Annotated in this window: 20 protein-coding genes and 1 riboswitch; of the genes, 10 read left to right on the top strand and 10 right to left on the bottom strand. The window is 39.1% G+C overall.

What is annotated here, in order from left to right; translation table 11 throughout:
• Positions 1-429: 429 nt before the first annotated feature.
• Complete coding sequence (locus AMD01_RS04770; protein ID WP_053400266.1) at positions 430-627, top strand: hypothetical protein; 198 nt, start codon at positions 430-432, stop codon at positions 625-627.
• Here AMD01_RS04770 and AMD01_RS04765 read toward each other — a convergent pair.
• The gene (locus AMD01_RS04765; protein ID WP_053400265.1) at positions 624-1,535 is read right to left on the bottom strand and encodes a DMT family transporter; all 912 of its coding nucleotides are present in this window, start codon (positions 1,533-1,535) and stop codon (positions 624-626) included. The two genes, AMD01_RS04770 and AMD01_RS04765, sit on opposite strands and share 4 nt — an antisense overlap.
• A gap of 147 nt (positions 1,536-1,682) precedes the next feature.
• On the opposite strand from AMD01_RS04765, the gene AMD01_RS04760 reads away from it, so the two are divergent.
• A complete protein-coding gene (locus AMD01_RS04760) occupies positions 1,683-3,299 on the top strand; it encodes an AMP-binding protein (protein WP_053400264.1) in 1,617 nt (538 codons plus the stop codon).
• Positions 3,300-3,441: 142 nt separating this feature from the next.
• Positions 3,442-4,113 carry an MgtC/SapB family protein gene (locus AMD01_RS04755; protein WP_053400272.1) on the top strand — a complete coding sequence of 224 codons (672 nt, stop codon included), beginning with the start codon at positions 3,442-3,444 and terminating at the stop codon, positions 4,111-4,113.
• Positions 4,114-4,153: 40 nt separating this feature from the next.
• On the opposite strand, the gene AMD01_RS04750 is transcribed toward AMD01_RS04755, so the two are convergent.
• The 6 genes from AMD01_RS04750 to AMD01_RS04725 form a co-directional block, all read right to left on the bottom strand.
• Complete coding sequence (locus AMD01_RS04750) at positions 4,154-4,759, bottom strand: NAD(P)-dependent oxidoreductase (RefSeq protein WP_053400263.1); 606 nt, start codon at positions 4,757-4,759, stop codon at positions 4,154-4,156.
• 1 nt (position 4,760) lies between these two features.
• Positions 4,761-5,510 carry a sirohydrochlorin chelatase gene (locus tag AMD01_RS04745; RefSeq protein ID WP_245638886.1) on the bottom strand — a complete coding sequence of 250 codons (750 nt, stop codon included), beginning with the start codon at positions 5,508-5,510 and terminating at the stop codon, positions 4,761-4,763.
• 12 nt (positions 5,511-5,522) lie between these two features.
• A complete protein-coding gene (gene cobA / locus AMD01_RS04740) occupies positions 5,523-6,287 on the bottom strand; it encodes a uroporphyrinogen-III C-methyltransferase (RefSeq protein ID WP_053400262.1) in 765 nt (254 codons plus the stop codon).
• Positions 6,288-6,369: 82 nt separating this feature from the next.
• A complete protein-coding gene (gene cysC, locus AMD01_RS04735; RefSeq protein WP_053400261.1) occupies positions 6,370-6,969 on the bottom strand; it encodes an adenylyl-sulfate kinase in 600 nt (199 codons plus the stop codon).
• A 19-nt stretch (positions 6,970-6,988) separates the two neighbouring features.
• The gene (sat, locus tag AMD01_RS04730; protein ID WP_053400260.1) at positions 6,989-8,134 is read right to left on the bottom strand and encodes a sulfate adenylyltransferase; all 1,146 of its coding nucleotides are present in this window, start codon (positions 8,132-8,134) and stop codon (positions 6,989-6,991) included.
• Positions 8,135-8,194: 60 nt separating this feature from the next.
• On the bottom strand, positions 8,195-8,923 hold the full coding sequence (locus AMD01_RS04725; protein WP_053400259.1) for a phosphoadenylyl-sulfate reductase: 729 nt from the start codon (positions 8,921-8,923) through the stop codon (positions 8,195-8,197).
• A gap of 167 nt (positions 8,924-9,090) precedes the next feature.
• Positions 9,091-9,196, bottom strand: a riboswitch (SAM riboswitch).
• A gap of 553 nt (positions 9,197-9,749) precedes the next feature.
• On the opposite strand from AMD01_RS04725, the gene cdaS reads away from it, so the two are divergent.
• From cdaS to AMD01_RS04710, 3 genes are all read left to right on the top strand, one after another.
• The gene (cdaS, locus tag AMD01_RS04720) at positions 9,750-10,379 is read left to right on the top strand and encodes a sporulation-specific diadenylate cyclase CdaS (protein ID WP_053400258.1); all 630 of its coding nucleotides are present in this window, start codon (positions 9,750-9,752) and stop codon (positions 10,377-10,379) included.
• Between the two features lie 169 nt (positions 10,380-10,548).
• Complete coding sequence (locus AMD01_RS04715) at positions 10,549-10,935, top strand: VOC family protein (RefSeq protein ID WP_053400257.1); 387 nt, start codon at positions 10,549-10,551, stop codon at positions 10,933-10,935.
• A gap of 93 nt (positions 10,936-11,028) precedes the next feature.
• Positions 11,029-11,796, top strand: coding sequence for an ion channel (locus AMD01_RS04710; protein WP_053400256.1), 768 nt, complete (start codon positions 11,029-11,031; stop codon positions 11,794-11,796).
• Positions 11,797-11,847: 51 nt separating this feature from the next.
• Here AMD01_RS04710 and AMD01_RS04705 read toward each other — a convergent pair whose 3' ends face one another.
• The 3 genes from AMD01_RS04705 to AMD01_RS04695 all read right to left on the bottom strand — a co-directional run bounded on the left by AMD01_RS04705 (position 11,848) and on the right by AMD01_RS04695 (position 14,279).
• Positions 11,848-12,252, bottom strand: coding sequence for a YugN-like family protein (locus AMD01_RS04705; protein WP_053400255.1), 405 nt, complete (start codon positions 12,250-12,252; stop codon positions 11,848-11,850).
• Between the two features lie 108 nt (positions 12,253-12,360).
• Positions 12,361-13,710, bottom strand: coding sequence for a glucose-6-phosphate isomerase (locus AMD01_RS04700; protein ID WP_053400254.1), 1,350 nt, complete (start codon positions 13,708-13,710; stop codon positions 12,361-12,363).
• 296 nt (positions 13,711-14,006) lie between these two features.
• Positions 14,007-14,279: a hypothetical protein gene (locus AMD01_RS04695; RefSeq protein WP_053400253.1), complete on the bottom strand. Its 273-nt coding sequence runs from the start codon at positions 14,277-14,279 to the stop codon at positions 14,007-14,009.
• Between the two features lie 214 nt (positions 14,280-14,493).
• On the opposite strand from AMD01_RS04695, the gene AMD01_RS04690 reads away from it, so the two are divergent.
• From AMD01_RS04690 to AMD01_RS04675, 4 genes are read left to right on the top strand one after another with little or no spacing between them, the layout of a single operon-like run.
• Positions 14,494-16,905: a Na+/H+ antiporter subunit A gene (locus tag AMD01_RS04690; protein ID WP_053400252.1), complete on the top strand. Its 2,412-nt coding sequence runs from the start codon at positions 14,494-14,496 to the stop codon at positions 16,903-16,905.
• Positions 16,892-17,314, top strand: coding sequence for a Na(+)/H(+) antiporter subunit B (locus AMD01_RS04685; protein ID WP_053400251.1), 423 nt, complete (start codon positions 16,892-16,894; stop codon positions 17,312-17,314). The genes AMD01_RS04690 and AMD01_RS04685 overlap by 14 nt, the downstream gene beginning before the upstream one ends.
• On the top strand, positions 17,314-17,655 hold the full coding sequence (locus AMD01_RS04680) for a Na(+)/H(+) antiporter subunit C (RefSeq protein ID WP_053400250.1): 342 nt from the start codon (positions 17,314-17,316) through the stop codon (positions 17,653-17,655). The genes AMD01_RS04685 and AMD01_RS04680 overlap by 1 nt, the downstream gene beginning before the upstream one ends.
• Positions 17,648-19,129 (top strand): Na+/H+ antiporter subunit D, encoded by a 1,482-nt coding sequence (locus tag AMD01_RS04675; protein WP_053400249.1) that lies wholly within the window; start codon positions 17,648-17,650, stop codon positions 19,127-19,129. The genes AMD01_RS04680 and AMD01_RS04675 overlap by 8 nt, the downstream gene beginning before the upstream one ends.
• Positions 19,130-19,136: the final 7 nt, after the last annotated feature.

The following is a 19,136-nucleotide window of genomic DNA, read 5'->3' as shown; positions in this document are numbered from 1 at the left end:
TTGTCTTACTTTTAAAACGTTGACGTTTTGCTTGTTTTGTTCAGTTTTCAAAGTTCATCTCGCTCGTAAGCGACTTTATTATCTTACCACTTACAAATCTCATTGTCAACAACTTTTTTAAAAAGTTTTTTGACGTTTTGTTTTGTATCGTGTTGTCTTAGCGACAAGTAATAATATATCATCTCTTTTTGTTAAACGCAATACCTTTTTTGAAAAAAGTTTTAAAAACAGCTTGTACCTTATCTTATCATTTTTTCTAGAAGAAATATACTACCTCTAATAAGTTTCTTCTTGCTACATCTTTCACTAGATATACAATGAGCAAACCTCCCCTTTCTACCATTTTTAATCTCACTACGAAAAGTGTGAATATATCATTTCTAGCTTACATATCTTTTTAATAGATTACAGCTAACGGGAGGTTTATAAATGATCAATCTCATTCAACTAGCACTCATTGTATGTATTAGTATGTCTATCATTCTGATCTACGCTGCCTACTGGGAAGCGATTAATATATGTAACCAAGAGGAAAAAGAAAAAGTAAACGGACTTTCAATGATTACTTTTTCTTCTTTAGGACTTACCTTTTCCTTACTTGCCTCTCATTTTCAATCCCTTTACTAATAATTGATACCCTTCTTTAAAGGATGGGTATCTTTCTTTTTTTCCAGCATAAAGAGGATAACACCAAGAAAAATAAGAAGTCCTCCTAGTAATTGCGTGGTCATGACTTTCTCATCCAATAATATGTATGCTAACCACACTGCTCCAACGGGCTCTAATAGAATTACCATCGATACTGTTGAAGTGCTTACATATTTCACTGACCAATTAAATAGCGAATGTCCTAGAAGAGTTGGAAAAACTGCTAGTAAAACAAAGTACACCCATTCATCTAGCTGATAACCAACCAACGGCTCGCCCTTTATCAATACATAAATAAGCAACACAACTGTACTACTCGCATAGACAATAAACGTATAGGATAGTAGAGAAGTGTTATTTCGAACCTTTTGCCCAATTAGTAAATAGGCGGTGACCAAGGCACAGGCTACTAATGAGAGAAAGTCTCCATACATTGCTCCACCACTAATATGAAAATCTCCCCAGCTAATAATGATACTCCCAATAATTGCGCTTATCCCACAAACAATCCCCTTTGTACTGACTTTCTCTTTGAAAATAAAATAGGCTCCTACGAAAGCAAATAGGGGCTGAAGTGTGACAATTACGACAGAGCTAGCTACAGACGTATATCGAAGTGATTCAAACCAAAGGATGAAATGAAGAGCTAAAAATAGACCCGATAAAAATGATAAGCCCCATTCTCTCCTGGTAAACTTCTTAATATCCTCTATTCCACCTCCACGCCACGCAACAAAAGGGAGCAAAAGTAACACAGAAAATAACAAGCGGTAAAAGGCGATGACCCCTGAAGGAGCATGAGAAAACTTTACTAATATGGCTGATGTGGAAATTGAAATCACACCTACAAACAGAACTCCGTAAACTTTTAAGAGCTGTTTTTCCATCAACGTCCTCCTCTTCATAATTTGTCGAATATTTATTTTTGAAATATTCTAACTTTTTGTTAAGATGATGTTAATCCTTCTTACATTTTATTTTTATCATCATTTGATGAAAAGGAGAACATTTTTTTATACGCTGAGGAGGCCTTTATGCTGAAAAACCAAACGATCGGACAATTATTGAAAGAAACGACTTTATCATTTAAAGAGAAAGAAGCCATTGTTTACTCAAAGGAGAATATTCGATATACCTATCAGGAGTTCTACGATGCAACAACTCTTGTCGCAAAAGCTTTGTTGAACCTAGGTATAAAAAAAGGTGAGCATATCGCAATCTGGGCAACTAACGTTCCTGAATGGATTCTTCTTCAATTCGCTTCCGCACGTATTGGCGCGGTATTGGTTACAATTAATACGAGTTACCAAGAACACGAGCTTGAATATCTACTTAAGCAGTCAGATACCTCTACTTTATTTTTCATCGATGAATTTAAAACTACTTCATATTTATCTATCGTAGAAAAGCTCTACCAATCAAAAAGACATTCTCCATCTCAGCTGCCAGCCTTGAAAAACTTCATCCGGATCACACCAGAGACAAAATCTTCTTTCCCCACCTGGTCGCAGTTTTTGGATGGCCACTATTCTGTTACGGATGAAGAATTGTATAAACGCGAGCTGCTTCCTACTCCTAGCGATGTAATTAATATGCAATATACGTCTGGGACTACCGGTTTTCCAAAAGGTGTGATGCTTACACACCACAATATTGTAAACAATGGGTTTCTTGTTGCTCAGTCGATGGGATTACGTTCTACTGATATTCTTTGCATACCAGTTCCACTGTTTCATTGTTTTGGTTGTGTAATGTCAACGCTCGCTTCTGTAACAGTGGGGGCAACAATGGCGCCAATTATAGAATTCGACCCCGAGGTTGTATTACAAACCGTTGAAAAAGAAAAATGTACTGCGCTTCAAGGAGTTCCGACTATGTTTATTTCCGAGCTAAATCATCCTAACTTTAAACAATACGATTTATCCACTCTTCGGACAGGAATTATGGCAGGATCTCCGTGTCCAATTGAAGTGATGAAAAAGGTGATGAACGAAATGCATATGACAGACATTACCATTGCCTACGGCCAAACAGAGTCCTCTCCTGTCATTACACAAACCACGCCGCTTGATTCTATTACGAAAAAAGTAGAAACAGTCGGGAAAGTACACCCGCACGTAGAGATTAAAATTGTCGATCCAATTACAAATGAACCCGTAAATGACGGGGAACAGGGGGAACTTTGCACAAGAGGCTATCTTGTAATGAAAGGCTACTATAAAATGCCAGAAGCGACGGATAGTGCTATTGATGAAGAGGGATGGCTACATACCGGTGACTTAGCAACAGCTGACTCAGAGGGATATATTAAAATTACTGGTCGATTAAAAGATATGATCATTCGTGGAGGAGAAAATGTTTATCCGCGAGAGATAGAAGAGTTTTTGTATCAACACCCTTCTATTTTTGATGTTCAAGTTATCGGAGTTCCCGACGAAAAATACGGAGAAAGAGTAGGTGCCTGTATTATTCTAAAGGATAATTGTTCCGTCACTGAGCAAAATATGAAAGAATTTTGCAAAGGAAAAATTGCTCATTATAAAATACCTGAGTACATTTTATTCGTCTCAGAATTTCCTATGACCGCTTCTGGAAAAATTCAAAAATATAAACTCCGTGAAGGAATGAAAGATTACTTTACAACGATTTAATTTATTCATAAATAAGGGGGGTAAATGAAAAATCATCTTTTTCTTCATTTACCTCTTTACATATTCCTATCCTATAGCACATATTTATGTAAGAATACCCTTTAACTATCGACGAATTTAGGTGATGACATTGGAATACAATATGTACGACGTATTTATTAAACTCGGTGTTTCGGCTTTACTCGGATTAATCATCGGGCTAGAGCGGGAATTAAAAGGAAAACCTGTTGGATTAAAAACCTCTCTTGTTATCTCCATTGTAAGCTGTCTTCTTACGATGGTCTCCATTGAATCAGCCTATGCCTTTAAGAAAATTGATCATATCACAATGGATCCAATGCGCTTAGCGGCACAAATTGTTTCTGGAATCGGTTTTTTAGGTGCTGGTGTTATATTACGAAGAGGAAATGACAGCATTTCTGGATTAACAACTGCTGCTATTATATGGGGAGCTGCAGGAATCGGGATTGCCGTAGGAGCAGGATTTTTTATTGAAGCAATCTCTGGCCTCGTACTGCTTATTTTAAGCGTTGAACTAATCCCTTATTTATTTACTTTCATCGGCCCACGTCGATTGCGTGAAAAAGAGCTGATCCTGCGCTTGAAAATTCCCTATGGCCAGAATGCCACAAGCATTATTGAACAAATTATTTTAAAAGATATCCGTGTCAAAAACATTCGAATTAAAGATTTAGAAGGTGAACTAGTCCTTCTTCAAGCTAGTATACACGTCTCGAACAAACGAATCGCAACAGATGTGTACTACGATATACAGGAAATTGAAGGAGTAAAGAGTATTGAGGTTGAAAGCTAATAAAAATGAAGAGGTCAGGTGTTTGAACAGCACCCCCTCTTCATTTTTGTTTTATGTACGCTAAAAATTCTTCACGTGTCTCCTGCTCGTTCTTAAATCTCTCTTCTAAAATAAGCTTTAACCATGTTTCTTTTTGCGCATGATCTACCTCTAGAGATTTGATAACCTTGCGACATTGATCAAGGAATTCGACGTATTGAATATACTCATCGCTAAACAAGACCTCTAGGTCATTACGAATTTCTTTTGCAAGAGACGGACTTGCACCACTAGTAGAGACGGAAACAGATAACTTCCCTCTCTTTAATTGAGCAGGCACGCTAAAATTTCCACACTTATAGTCACTTGCCACACTAACAAGCTGATTGGGAGGTAGACTGCGGGCTAGCTTTTCATTAAGCGCCTCATCATTCGTTGCGAGAAACGTAAGAAACGCATCCTTAAGATCTGAAGGAATTACCTCTCTCTCATACACCTTAATCCTTTTCTCCGTTCGCCAGTGCAAAATCTCCGCCGATACGCTGGGGGAAATAACGGTAATATTTGCTTCTTCTTTCAGCAACGAGCGAATTTTCCTCGTTGCTATTTTTCCTCCACCAGCAACTACGACTTTTTTGCCTTTTAAATGTAAAGAAACCGAGTACATGTTAGCTTCTCCCGTCTGATACGATTTGTTCATACACGCGCTCATGTAGCACCTCTTCTAAAAGAGGATGATAGCCTAGGTAGTTCGATAAAATAAACTCCTGCTGCTCATCTGAATAATTCTTCAACGTCTTTTGCATCCCCTTCATTAGTACGCCAGTGAATAATAAATAGGGGACCACAAATACCTGTGAATTTTGCGACTGCTTTGCTTTTATCAGGCCCTCCTCAAACGTCGGATCTGTAGCCGCCAAAAAGCATACGTCAATATCCTTAAACGAACTTTCCTTCTTTAGAGCTTCTACAATAAGTGAAAAATCCCTTTTCGTATCAGGATCCGTACTTCCCCTTCCTACTAGTAGAAGACGCGCATCACTTTGAATCTCCTTCTTTGTCTCACTAATTCTCTGCAACAGCAGCTGAATAATTTTCTGATGAACACCAAACGGTCGTCCATATTTCACATTAATATGTGGAAACTTATTCTGTACCTGTTGCAGTTCTTGTGGAATATCCTCTTTTGCATGACCGGCTGTTAGCAAGAGGATAGGAATAACCACAATTTCTGTTGCACCTTTTTCTACGCAAGTTCGGAAGCCCTGCTCAATTGTTGGAGAAGACAGCTCTAGGAAACTTACTTCCTGAATGGAGACGTCGATTTCCTCCTTACAACGTTCAATAAATTGCTTCGCCTGTTCCTCCCCTTCTTTTACTCTTGTCCCATGGCACACGTATAGAATAGCTTTCATCATTCTTCACCCACTTTATGCATATTCGTAGATCGGCATTGTTGTCTTTTCAAACCACTGCAATGTTTCTCGAAGACGAACAACCTCTCCTATTATTATCATACTCGGATTTTGGATATTTTCACCCTTTACGATGCTCACAATGTTCGCCAAGGTTCCCGTTACTGTTTTTTGTTCGCTGTAAGTCCCCCAGTGAATTAAGGCAATTGGTGTAGAAGAAGATTTTCCATATTTTATTAAAACGTCACAGATTGAAGACAGATGACTAACCCCCATGTAAATGGCTAGTGTATCAACTCCTTGCGCTAGACTCTTCCATTTCACTTCATCCCCGTGATCTTTCCGATGACCAGTTACAAATGCAAAACTTCCGCTATAGTCTCGGTGAGTCACTGGAATGCCTGCATATGCTGCTGCGGCTATGCCTGATGTGATACCTGGTATGACTTCAAACTCAACATTATGATGGACGAGCGCTTCCGCTTCTTCTCCACCACGTCCAAATACGAAAGGGTCTCCTCCTTTTAGTCTTGTGACAACCTTCCCTTCTAATGCATATCTAACAAGGCAGCTATTAATTGTCTCTTGTGTCATCGTATGATCATCAGGCAGTTTGCCACAGTAAATAAAATCTGCATCCCTCTTTGCATATTGCAAAAGTTCTTTGTTAATTAGGCGATCGTATAAGATTACATCTGCCTGCTGAATGCATTTCATTCCTTTAACTGTAATTAGTTCTGGATCACCCGGACCTGCTCCTACTAAATACACTTTGCCCACTGAACTGCCCCTCTCTGAAAAAACCATTTAATAAAGCCCTCAATCATGAAGAACGTGATTAAGGGCTTTTTGTACCGTAGATTTAAATAAATCGTCTCTCTTTTAAATAATCGAGTACAAGCTGAACACATTCTTCGATGTCATGTTTATCCGTCTCCACAACTAGCTCCGCGCGATTCGGTGCTTCATAGGGAGAATCAATTCCTGTAAATTGCTTAATTTCACCGCTGCGAGCCTTTTTATAAAGTCCTTTTGGATCACGCTTCTCACATTCGTCTAACGGACATTTTACAAAAATCTCAACAAATTCATCTTCCCCTAAAATTGTTCTTACTTGATCACGATCTTCTTGAAATGGGGAAATGAACGCCGTTAACACCGCTTGCCCACTGTCTACAAACAGCTTCGCCACTTCTCCAATACGCCGAATGTTTTCCTTGCGATCATCATCTGAAAACCCTAAATTTTTATTTAAACCAAATCGAATGTTATCACCATCTAACACGTAATTTCCGATTCCTTGATCAAACAGCGCTCTTGCTACAGCATTTGCGACGGTAGATTTCCCAGAACCTGATAGACCTGTAAACCATAGGACGAAGCTATGATGCTGATTTTTCTCTCGTCTCTCTTCCTTCGTTACATTCGAATTATGCCAAACAATATTAGTCGACTCTCCCATACTCATTCACCCTTTCTTGTTAAGATGTCACTTGTTGACGTAACCCGTTAATTAACACTTCAATAACTTCTTTTCGACTGAATGTACTTGGTGGAATTTCTCCGTTACGCAACATTTCTCTTACCTTTGTTCCTGAAAGGATGACGTGATCTTCTTTTTCGTGTGGGCATGTTTTCGTAGAAGCCATTCCTTCACATTTTGTGCAGTAGAAGCTATGCTCGAAGAACAACGGCGTTATACCTAGCTCCTCAGCAGTGAAGTGACTAAAAATCTTCTGAGCGTCATATGTGCCATAATAATTCCCTACTCCAGCATGATCTCTTCCAACGATAAAGTGCGTGCATCCAAAGTTTTTTCGTACAAGCGCATGGAAAATTGCTTCACGAGGACCCGCATATCTCATTGCAGCCGGGAATACAGCAAGAGCTACGCGGTCTTTAGGATAATAGTTTTCTAACAACACTTCATAGCTCTCCATACGAATATCAGCTGGAATATCATCCGACTTCGTTTCGCCAACGAGCGGATTTAAAAACAATCCATCAACAATTTCTAACGCTGTTTTTTGGATGTATTCGTGCGCACGATGAACGGGATTACGCGTTTGGAATCCAACAACCGTTTTCCAGCCTAGATCTTCAAATTTCTGACGTGTTTCAACCGGATCTAAATAATAGGTTTGAAAACGCTGTTTCTCTGTTCTTTTAATTAATTTAATAGGGCCTGCTACATAAACATCTTGACGCTCAAATAATTTTTTTACGCCTGGATGTTCCCGATCAGTAGTTTGATATACGTTTTGCGCTTCTTTTTCTTTATTCGGCTCGTAGATTTCTGTCAGCTCCAATACGCCGTATACAACACCATCTTTAGATAGTTTTATGTGATCACCGACTGAAAAAGAATTCGCTTGATCTTTTGTGACAGGAAGAGTAATCGGAATACTCCATACCGTCCCGTCTGTAAGCCTCATGTTTTCAACGACCGATTCATAATCCGCTTTTCCTAAGAAGCCAGTTAACGGACTATAGCCACCAATTCCAATCAGCTCTAAATCACTTAAACCAATGTTATCTAGCTCAATCTCTTTTTCAAAAGAATTATATGAGTAAGTTGGATCAAATAAATTAATTAAGGTTCCACCGTGTGCTGCAATAGTCGTCATACGTAACACTCTCCTAATATAATTTCGATCTGTTTAGTCGGTTTTATATTCAAAAAAAGATTATGAATTTGGTGCGGACTCATGAAGGCCACATTCCACTTTCTGATGACCGGACCATCTTCCGGCTCTTAGGTCTTCCATGTTGTGTGTTGGCAACGTGCAGGGCGCACAACCGATACTAGGATACCCTTGGTCATGCAATTTGTTATAAGGCAATTCATGCTTATAGACGTACCGCCAAACTTCTTTCCATGTCCAGTGGATTAACGGACAAACTTTAATACGTTTAAATTTATGATCTTGATTTAAAAAGTTCGTGTTTTTTCGGGATTCTGATTGCTCGCGTCTAAGTCCGGTAATCCATGCCTCGTGAGACTCTACGGCTTTACGTAACGGAATAACCTTGCGAATCTCACAGCATAAGTTAGGATTCGTCTTCCAAAGCTCTTCTCCGTGCTTTTCCGCTTGCCCTTCTAACGTTAAAGCAGGCTGTTGAAGGTGGATGTTCAACTTCGGAAACCGCTCTTGAATTTTCTCAATGGTTTCGTACGTTTCTTTGAAATGAAGGTTGGTATCCAAAAAGACAATTTTAGCATCTGGTTTTACTTTCGAAATTAAGTCTAATAAAACAATGGCTTCGATCCCGAAGCTACACGCATAGACGAGCGTATCTCCGTAATGGTCATATGCCCATTGGAGAGTTTCAAGCGCGCCTTTTGTATCGCTCTCACTAGGAAACGTTGGAATATCTGCTTTTTCCCACGTGTCATATACAAGCTTCTCATTCATTTTCAGTCCCCCTATGTCTTGTTTACCGATCAAAAAAGGTGGTTTTAAAACAAGGATTCAATCTACTTTGCTATACACATCAAGTTAGCATAGTGTATTCATCTAGGTGAAAAGTGATGAAAATAAAAAAGTCTTTCATGAATGAAAGACTTTTACAGGCGAAAGTAACCTTATCTTTCAAAATGTCTTGCATTTTGCTGGATTTGGCACCTTGCTTCTATGCAGGTTGCCGGGGTTCTTTGGGCCAGTTCCCTCCCCCACTCTGGATAAGTTTGTTTTTTTAGAAATTTTAACATATTTAGAATGTTTGTCAACTATGCTCGTTCAACAGCGGTTTCTTACTCCATCTTAAGTTATACAGAAATAATAAAGAACAGCTCGTTCCTCACTATTAAAAAATTTTTCTCAAAATAGAAACTAGCAGAATAACTGCAACCACTCCACACAACATAAGTAATGATTTTTCATGTTTGTCAGACGGATGCACGACTACCTCTCCTTCTTCAGTTAAGAACTGTGAAAATAAAGATTCAATCAGCTCTATAAAATAATGGAACCCAATGTCCTCAACAAAACTCACCGGTCCTGCCTGTCCACACTCCGTAAAGAGTGTTTCTACAACTTACAGCATTGTTCTTCTGAGAACAGCAGTGGCTTATGTTTCGAGTATAGCAAAATCAAAATATTTTTCCATTAAAAAACAATTACAAAATTAAAAAAACAGTGGCTTTTGCGAATAAATCAAGCCATTTCGCAAATAGTAGAACTAGTTCTTCAACGCCATGACATTTCGTCGGAATACGTTGGTTTTAAGGAGATTAGAACAATGAAGCCAGAATCTTACACGCTTACAGCTTCCATTAAAGAAATGCTTAAACGTAATTTAAATGAAATATCACTTGAAGCCCATCAGTTAGCCAGCAGTCTAAATACAAAGGACCACTGTCTGCTGTGTGATTTTGAAGAAATGTACAAGCTATTCATTGATATTCAGTCAGTTGCATCCTCGTACTATTTACAGCAATACTTATCACCTTTCACCTCTCATCATCCAATGCTTTCAATCGCTATTCATCATATGTCAGAGCGCTATCACGGCGCCCTAATTATTATTGAGAGAGATACAAATCTAGACATTTTTATTCAACGAGGCATACCGATTGAAGCTCCTTTGAACAGCTTGCTACTAGAAGCGATCTTCTACCCCGGCAATCCACTGCATGATGGCGCGGTATTGATTAGAGGGAATCACATCGTATCTGCGGCGAACGTACTTCCTCTATCATCAATTGCCGTGACGAACAAAAAACTAGGGACTAGACATCGTGCTGCGATTGGATTATCGGAACAAACCGATGCACTCGTACTCGTTGTCTCTGAAGAAACAGGCCGTATTTCATTTGCGCTAGACGGCACGTTGTATCCGATTAATTCTCTAACGAACCGAATTCAATAGTTGGCTAAATCCACTTTTAAAAGTTCAAGGCGCCTTACAGCAAATGATCAGCTGCCTGTACTTTTCTATCGTTCATGAATCTATGTGATTGAAATCGGTCTTCTTTCATTGACAGAATGTATTGTCTGAATTAAACTAATTTTTAGTTTTTGAACCTAGGAGGCCGATTATGAGTATTAAGAAATTTGAGCACGTGGGTATTCAAGTAAAGGATATCGAAGCATCAATCACATTTTATCAAGAAGTAGTAGGATTAGAATTAATCGAACGCTTACCTCATAGCGATTCGAATTTGAAACTAGCTTTTTTAGGGTTAAACAATGAAATTATTGTAGAATTTATTGAGGGATACAATCCTTCTCTTCCTGCCGAAGGAAAGGTGCACCATATTGCCTTTACAGTTGATCATATCGAAGAGGAGCTCCACCGCCTAGAACAAGCAAACGTTGGATTCGTGTACGATGATATTCAGCATTTACCAAACGGAGCAAAATATTTGTTCTTCTACGGTCCAGACGGTGAATGGATTGAATATTTTCAACCACCGGTGAAGTAATGAGACAGACGTTTAAATAGAAATTTTAATTATACCTCCTATCCTTGCTGGACATAATGAAAAAGAGACAGCACAGGATTAGGAGGTTTTTTATTGTTTGAGGCACTATTATTTCGTTTTTTTCGTCATTCTATTTTATACCGTTTAGCTGTTATCGCCTTGTTTTTCATTTTCACTGCAGGTGTCATTATTCATTGGTTAGAACCGAAGCAATTTAAGACTGTATTTGATGGAATTTGGTGGTCTGTTGTGACCATCGCTACAGTCGGATATGGTGATTTTGCACCTGAAACAGTCGTTGGTAGGCTTCTAGGAATTGTACTCATTTTACTCGGCTGTGGATTTATTAGCACTTACTTTTTTACCTTATCGTCAATTGTCGTTGCAAAGGAGAATGCTTACATGGAGGGAACTCTTTCATATAAAGGAACGAAGCATTACGTCATCATTGGATGGAATGAACGAACAAGGCAATTTATTGATCATTTTAAAATTGATAAAGGCGAATATAAGATTGTATTAATCGATAATTCGTTAACGGAGAACCCCATGGTTTGCGAAAACGTTTATTTTGTAAAAGGAAATCCCACCTACACATCTGTACTAGAAAAAGCCAACATCGCAGGAGCAGATAAGGTATTGATTACCTCTGATCCTTACAAAGCAGAAGCATTGGCTGATATGCAGAGTATTTTAATTTTGATTGCCATTAAAGGGATTAACCCTTCTATTCACAGCATCATTGAAATTTTAACGTCTGAACAAGTCGTAAACGCCAAACACGCCGGAGCAAACCAGGTCATTAATACGAATCAGCTAATAAGCAACGTCATGTACGACACGTTTTTTTCAGCACCATAAAAAAAGTCATCTCTTTTTGTAGCATAGGTACGAGATGACGAAAAAATTGGATTACTTAAGCAACACTTCTTCTAATTCTCGAACGAGAGAACATCCAAGATCTACATATTTCTCTGGAAACTGGGCATCAGGATCTTGCGGTTCTGCAAATTGATCAATGGATGCCTTTAGATTACCTACATGAACATGATCATCAAGCCCAATTTGATATTTATGTGATAAAAGCAAGGGCTTCTGAATTCGGACAGTTGTTCCTTTTGTATCTAACGCTCCATCAACTGCAACAAAAGGGACACGAAGAAATTGATAGCCTACTTCATCATCGATTTTGTAATCAAATGAACCGTGATCGTAGTCCCAACCTCCTCCTATTGTGTATCCTAGCGGCTTTAATTTCTCCTCTAGATAAAAAAGCTTAAAGGTTTCACCATCAATTCTTGATGTTAGTTCAATCATGATTACCACTCCTTTTGCTATTAGCTTTTCCAATGCACACTATTCTATAAGCTCAAGGAGGAAGGAAACATATAAAAAAGGTGACCCATCTGGATCACCTTTTTTATATTATTTTAAGCGCTTTTCTAGTTCTGCTTTTTTCTCTTCAAACCCAGGCTTACCTAATAAAGCAAACATGTTCACTTTATAAGCCTCGACGCCTGGCTGATCAAATGGGTTAACGCCTAATAGATAACCGCTCATCGCACAAGCTTTTTCGAAGAAGTAAACCACATAACCGAACGTATAAGCATCAAGCTCTGGAAGTGTCACAATAAAGTTTGGAACACCGCCATCAGTATGTGCTAATAACGTTCCTTCAAACGCTTTGTTATTAACAAAATCAACTGTTTCACCTGCTAGGTAGTTCAGTCCATCTAAATCGTCTGCATCTTTTTCAATCGTTAGTTCATGACGTGGTTTTTCCACTTGAACAACCGTTTCAAAAATGTCACGACGACCTTCTTGAACATACTGTCCTAAAGAGTGAAGATCTGTTGAGAAGTTTGCTGATGAAGGATAAATCCCTTTTTGGTCTTTCCCTTCGCTCTCACCGAATAGTTGTTTCCACCACTCAGAGAAGTATTGAAGACCTGGCTCATAGTTAATAAGCATCTCAATTGTTTTTCCTTTGTTATAAAGGACGTTACGAGCTGCCGCATATTGATAAGCTGGGTTTTCCTCTAACTCTGATTTTGAGAACGCTTCGCGTGCATCTGCTGCACCTTTCATCATTGCTTCGATGTCTGCACCACTAGCTGCAATTGGCAATAAACCAACAGCTGTAAGAACAGAATAGCGTCCACCTACATCATCAGGAATAACGAACGTTTCGTAGCCTTCAGCATCCGCTAACGTTTTTAGAGCTCCACGCTCTTTATCTGTTGTTGCATAGATACGCTTACGAGCTTCTTCAACACCGTATTTTTCTTCTAATAGCTTGCGGAAAATACGGAAAGCTAGTGCTGGCTCTGTTGTTGTACCTGACTTAGAAATAACGTTAATAGAGAAGTCTTTTCCTTCTAATAGATCCATTAAATCTCTCATGTACGTAGAGCTGATGTTGTTACCTACAAATAAAACTTGTGGTGTCGTACGTTTCTCTTTCGGAAGAACATTATAGAACGAATGTTGCAACGCTTCAACCGCCGCACGTGCTCCAAGATAAGAACCACCAATTCCCACTACTAGTAGAATATCAGAGTCTTGCTTAATTTTTTCCGCGGACTTTTGAATGCGAGCAAACTCTTCCTTGTCATAATCTACGGGAAGGTCTACCCATCCTAAGAAATCGCTACCTGCTCCTGTTTGTTCATGAAGCGCATGGTGAGCTACTTTTACTGCATCGCGTAAATATGTAAGTTCATGTTCACTGAAAAAAGACAGTGCTTTTGAATAGTCAAAACGAACATGTGTCATGTGTATTTTCCTCCATTTAAAAGTGATTTATTTTCTTTCTATATCCTTTTAAAACCCAGAAAAATAGTCAGAAAAATATAGGGGTTTAGTACAAACTTAATTAAACATAATCCACTACATAAAGTCAAATAAACTCGATGGTTCTAATGATAGTCCCTATTGAATTTTTCCCTACTCTATGGAAGAGAAAACACGGATTTGTTTTCCTTTTTTATACAAGGGTATAGGTGTTACGTTCAATATTTGTAGTGAAGGAAGGCGGTTACCTATACATGGAAGTTGTGTATTGAGGAAGATTATTTGAAAGAAGGTTCATCTTCCGCTTTCATCAACTGATACGTGCGCGGTTCGATCTTTACATATTCTCGTGGTTTAAACGTCGGTAATCGCATAATCGATTGATCCAATCGCATCGGCTTTTCTGCATTAATTCCTTGGATATAGTAATAGCTTATAGGATGGATTTGATCATCTCTGTACTCTCTTGCAAGTTTGTTATTCAGTACGTAGCCACCCGCTAAAAAAACTCCGAATATAGACAAACCCACAATGATGTGGTTCTTATACACCGAATCATCACCTCATCATTAGGATGCCAAATTGATTAAAAAATATGCCCAAAATAAATTTTTTTTGATGCAAATAAAACCGAGTTTCTATTTATTTAATAAGGTTTGAAAAACGGTTGATACTATATGAGTAGCAAGGATGCACGCGAAAAAAGATTAGTATATAATCAAGGCTAGATATTACCAACTATACTTTTTAAAGGAGGTTCGTACATTGTCTTGGCTTCATTTAGCAATACTTTCACCTTTTATACTGGCGGTGTTTATTCCACTTTTTTATAAGAACTTCCGTCGTATACATACAGGCTGGTTTGTGTTTCCCCTCCCCGCCGTCTTGTTTGGGTATTTTCTGCATTTTATCCCGATGAATCAAAACGGGGATGTGTATACTAAAACGCTGAAATGGATTCCTAGCCTTCACGTTAATTTCACAGCGCATATAGATGGACTTAGTTTACTGTTTGCTTTACTTATTAGTGGAATCGGTGCTTTGGTGATTCTTTATTCCATTTTCTATCTATCAAAAGCAAAAGAGGCGCTTCATTCCTTTTACGTGTATTTGCTCCTTTTTATGGGTGCAATGCTAGGAGTGGTGTTGTCTGATAACTTGATCGTTCTTTATAGTTTTTGGGAGCTTACAAGCTTATCTTCTTTCTTACTAATTGGCTTTTGGTATGAGCGCAAAAAGTCCACAAGCGGTGCACAAAAATCACTGGTCATTACGGTCTTTGGTGGTTTATCAATGCTCGCAGGAATTTCTTTGTTGTACATTATAACGGGTACGTTCAGTATTCAAGCAATGTCTTCACAAATTGAGGTCATCACCTCTCATGAGCTTTTTATCCCTGCTCTTATTCTTTTTCTCCTTGGAGCATTTACAAAATCCGCCCAATTTCCATTTCACATTTGGTTACCGGATGCCATGGAGGCACCGACACCAGTCAGTGCATACCTTCATTCGGCAACGATGGTCAAAGCCGGAATTTACCTATTGGCACGCATGAGCCCAATTTTCTCTGATAATGCAGTATGGTTTATTACGGTTGGAATAGTCGGAAGTATTACGTTGTTCTGGGGATCTTTTTCTGCTATCAAGCAAAAAGATTTAAAAGGGATTTTAGCATTTTCGACCATTAGTCAGCTCGGACTGATCATGTCGCTAATCGGGGTCGGAAGTGCCGCCCTTCACTATGACTACTTGGATGATAACTTTTATGTGATTGCCTTAACGGCAGCCGTCTTCCACTTAATCAATCATGCGACTTTTAAAGGAAGTCTGTTTATGATCGTTGGGATTATTGATCACGAGACAGGAACAAGAGACATTAGAAAACTCGGAGGACTAATGAGCATCATGCCCATTAGCTTTACCATTGCATTAATCGGTGGGCTCTCCATGGCTGGTATTCCCCCCTTCAATGGATTTTTAAGTAAAGAGATGTTCTTTACCGCGATGACGAACGTAATGGAGATGGATATTTACCATTTAGAAACGTGGGGGGTACTGTTCCCAATCGTCGCATGGATAGGAAGTATTTTTACATTCCTGTATAGTATCATTCTCGTATTTAAAACATTTACAGGAGCCTATCAACCAGAAAAATTAGCGAAGAAGCCTCACGAGGCACCAATTGGGATGCTTATTTCTCCCATTATACTAGCTTCGCTTGTCATTGTTTTTGGTTTTTTCCCTAATATCTTGGCTTATACGATTATCGAACCAGCCATGTCAGCTATTGCTCCTCAGCTTGTACAGGGCGGCGAGCGATTTTATATCAACATTCAGTTCTGGCATGGACTTAATCTTGAAATCGCCATGACTCTAGGGGTAATTCTCCTTGGAATTTTGCTGTTTGTAACGCTGAAGAAATGGACAAAAATATACGACTTGCTTCCTAAAAAATTCACTTTAAATAATCTGTATAACGGCCTATTAAAAGGAATTGAACAAGGATCAAAGAGCATTACGTCATTCTTTATGACTGGGTTCATTCGTGATTACCTTGTCTATATTTTCTCTTTCTTTATCGTTCTTGTCTTAGGAACGATGTGGGCAAAAAATGCGTTTCAATTTGATTTCACCAACGTAGCACCAATTGGTGTGTACGAAGCCATCTTAGCTCTCGTGACGGTGGCAGCAACTATTACCACCCTTCTATCAAAATCGCGCTTAACAGCGATTATTTCATTAGGGGTCGTTGGATATACGGTTGCCTTGTTTTTTGTCTTATTCCGTGCACCAGATTTAGCTCTTACACAGCTTGTAATTGAAACCATATCTGTAGCGTTATTCTTGTTGTGTTTTTACTATCTGCCACAGTTGAAGCGAAATAAAAAGCTGACGTTCCGCCTAACAAACTTTCTCATTTCGCTTGGAGTAGGAGTGGTCGTTACCCTCGTTGCCCTATCAGCAAATAGTAATCGACTTTTCACATCCATTTCTGAGTATTTCTTAAATGAAAGCTACCGGGAAGCAGGCGGAAAAAACGTCGTAAACGTCATTTTAGTCGATTTTCGTGGGTTTGATACGCTATTTGAGATTACCGTTCTCGGTATTGCCGCGTTTGGAATCTTTGCCTTAATTAAGCTTCAGCTCGAAAGGAGAAATGAAAATGAAAAGCAATGACATCATTCTCCAAACGGCTGCTAAATTTGTAACGTTTATTATTATGATTTTTTCTTTTTATATTTTCCTAGGGGGGCACTTTGGACCGGGTGGTGGATTTGTTGGCGGTCTTTTGACCTCTTCTGCACTCGTTTTAATGTTACTTGCCTTTGACATTAAAACAATGAGCACCGTCATTCCGTTTGACTATAAATTGCTCATTCCAATAGGGTTGCTAGTCGCGTTAGGAACGGGTGTCGGTTCATTTTTCTTTCACGTTCCTTTTCTCACTCATGCTTTCGGGCACTTTACACTCCCTATTATCGGTGAGACAGAGCTTGCGACCGCTACGATCTTTGACCTAGGCGTATATCTTGTTGTTGTAGGAATTACAATGACCATTATTCAAACGATTGGAGAGAGCGAATAATGGAAGTATTAATGGCGATTATATCAGGAATTTTGTTTATGGCTGCAACGTACTTAATTTTATCACGCAGCCTCATTCGAATTATTATTGGAACAGGTCTTTTAAGCCATGGCGCTCATCTTCTTATTTTAACGATGGGTGGTTTGAAAAAAGGAACCGTTCCTCTGTTAGGAGAGAATGCCGCCTCCTATACAGATCCATTGCCTCAAGCATTGATTTTAACCGCGATCGTTATTAGCTTTGGGGTGACAGCACTATTTTTAGTGCTTGCATACCGAGCGTATCAGGAGCTTGGAACGGACGATATGGATAAACTGAGAGGAACTGAAGACCATGAGTAATTTTGTTATCCTTCCTCTCATCATGACCATGTTTAGCGGCATTGTTTTATTATTTTTCAAAGATAAAATCCGCGTACAGCGCTGGATTAGCTCGTTATCTTTATTATTAACAGTCGTTGCATCGTTTTATTTGGTGCACCTTGTCCATACAAAGGGCATTTTGACGCATGAACTTGGAAACTGGAAACCTCCTTTTGGGATTGTATTAGTTGCGGACATGCTTTCAGCTCTCCTTGTGGCTACGACAAGCATTATTGCCCTTTGTGCCGTTCTTTTTGCCTTTCGATCCATTGGCGAAGCGAGAGAGCGATTCTATTTTTATCCGTTCGTTCACTTTTTAATTACAGGGGTATTCGGCGCCTTCTTAACTGGGGATCTATTTAACCTCTTTGTATTTTTCGAAGTCATGTTAATGTCATCTTATGTGCTCATTATTTTGGGCGGAACGAAAATTCAATTAAAAGAGTCTATTAAGTACATTCTCGTAAATGTTGTTTCATCTGCTTTATTCGTGATTTCTGTCGCTTATCTTTATGCGGTAACAGGAACGTTAAACATGGCGGATTTAGCTCTTCGCATTACAGCAGCCGGTGATCAAGGGATTATTACCGTCATCGCGATGTTACTGCTAGTTGTATTCGGTCTAAAGGGTGGCATTTTCCCGCTGTACTTCTGGCTTCCTGGCTCTTACAAAGCGCCACCGCCTGTCATTTCGGCCCTTTTCGGTGCTTTACTAACAAAAGTTGGGCTATATGCGATTTTCCGTGTATTTACTCTTATTTTCATTCATGACCAAGCGTTCACTCATCCGATTATTGGCTACTTAGCTATTTTAACAATTATTGTTGGAACCATTGGAGCCGTTGCTTATCATGATATTGAAAAGATCGTCATTTACAATATTATTGTGGCAGTAGGCGTTATTTTATATGGTCTAACCATCGGAAGCGTTGACGGCTTTACAGGATCTATTTATTATCTTGTTCACGATATGATCATCAAAGGAGCCCTCTTCTTACTGTGCGGAGCTGTGATTAGCGTTACAGGGACCGCAGATATGAGAAAAATGGGGGGACTGATCAAGCACCATCCGTTTATGGGCTGGTTATTCTTCCTCTCCATTCTGTCACTTGCAGGTATTCCACCTCTCAGTGGATTCATTGGAAAGCTTATGCTCGTACAGAGCGGTCTACAGTCTCATAGTTATGTGTTTGTAGGCGTCATGCTGTTATCGAGTTTATTAGTTCTCTACTCTGCAATGAAGATTTTTATGACGTGCTTCTGGGGAGAACAAGTTTTAGAGTCATCACAGGAGAAAGGGTCTACAAAAGGGTTGTTGCTTCCTATTTCGATTTTAGTTGGACTATCCGTTGTATTAGGAATTGGAACAGAATGGGCCCTACCTTATATTACAGAAGCAGCTAAAACATTAGCTGATCCGATGTCATATATTCAGTCTGTATTGAAGGAGTAGATAAAAC

Source organism: Priestia koreensis (assembly GCF_001274935.1).
Lineage (GTDB): Bacteria > Bacillota > Bacilli > Bacillales > Bacillaceae_H > Bacillus_AG > Bacillus_AG koreensis.
This window is presented reverse-complemented; position numbering and strand designations above follow the sequence as displayed.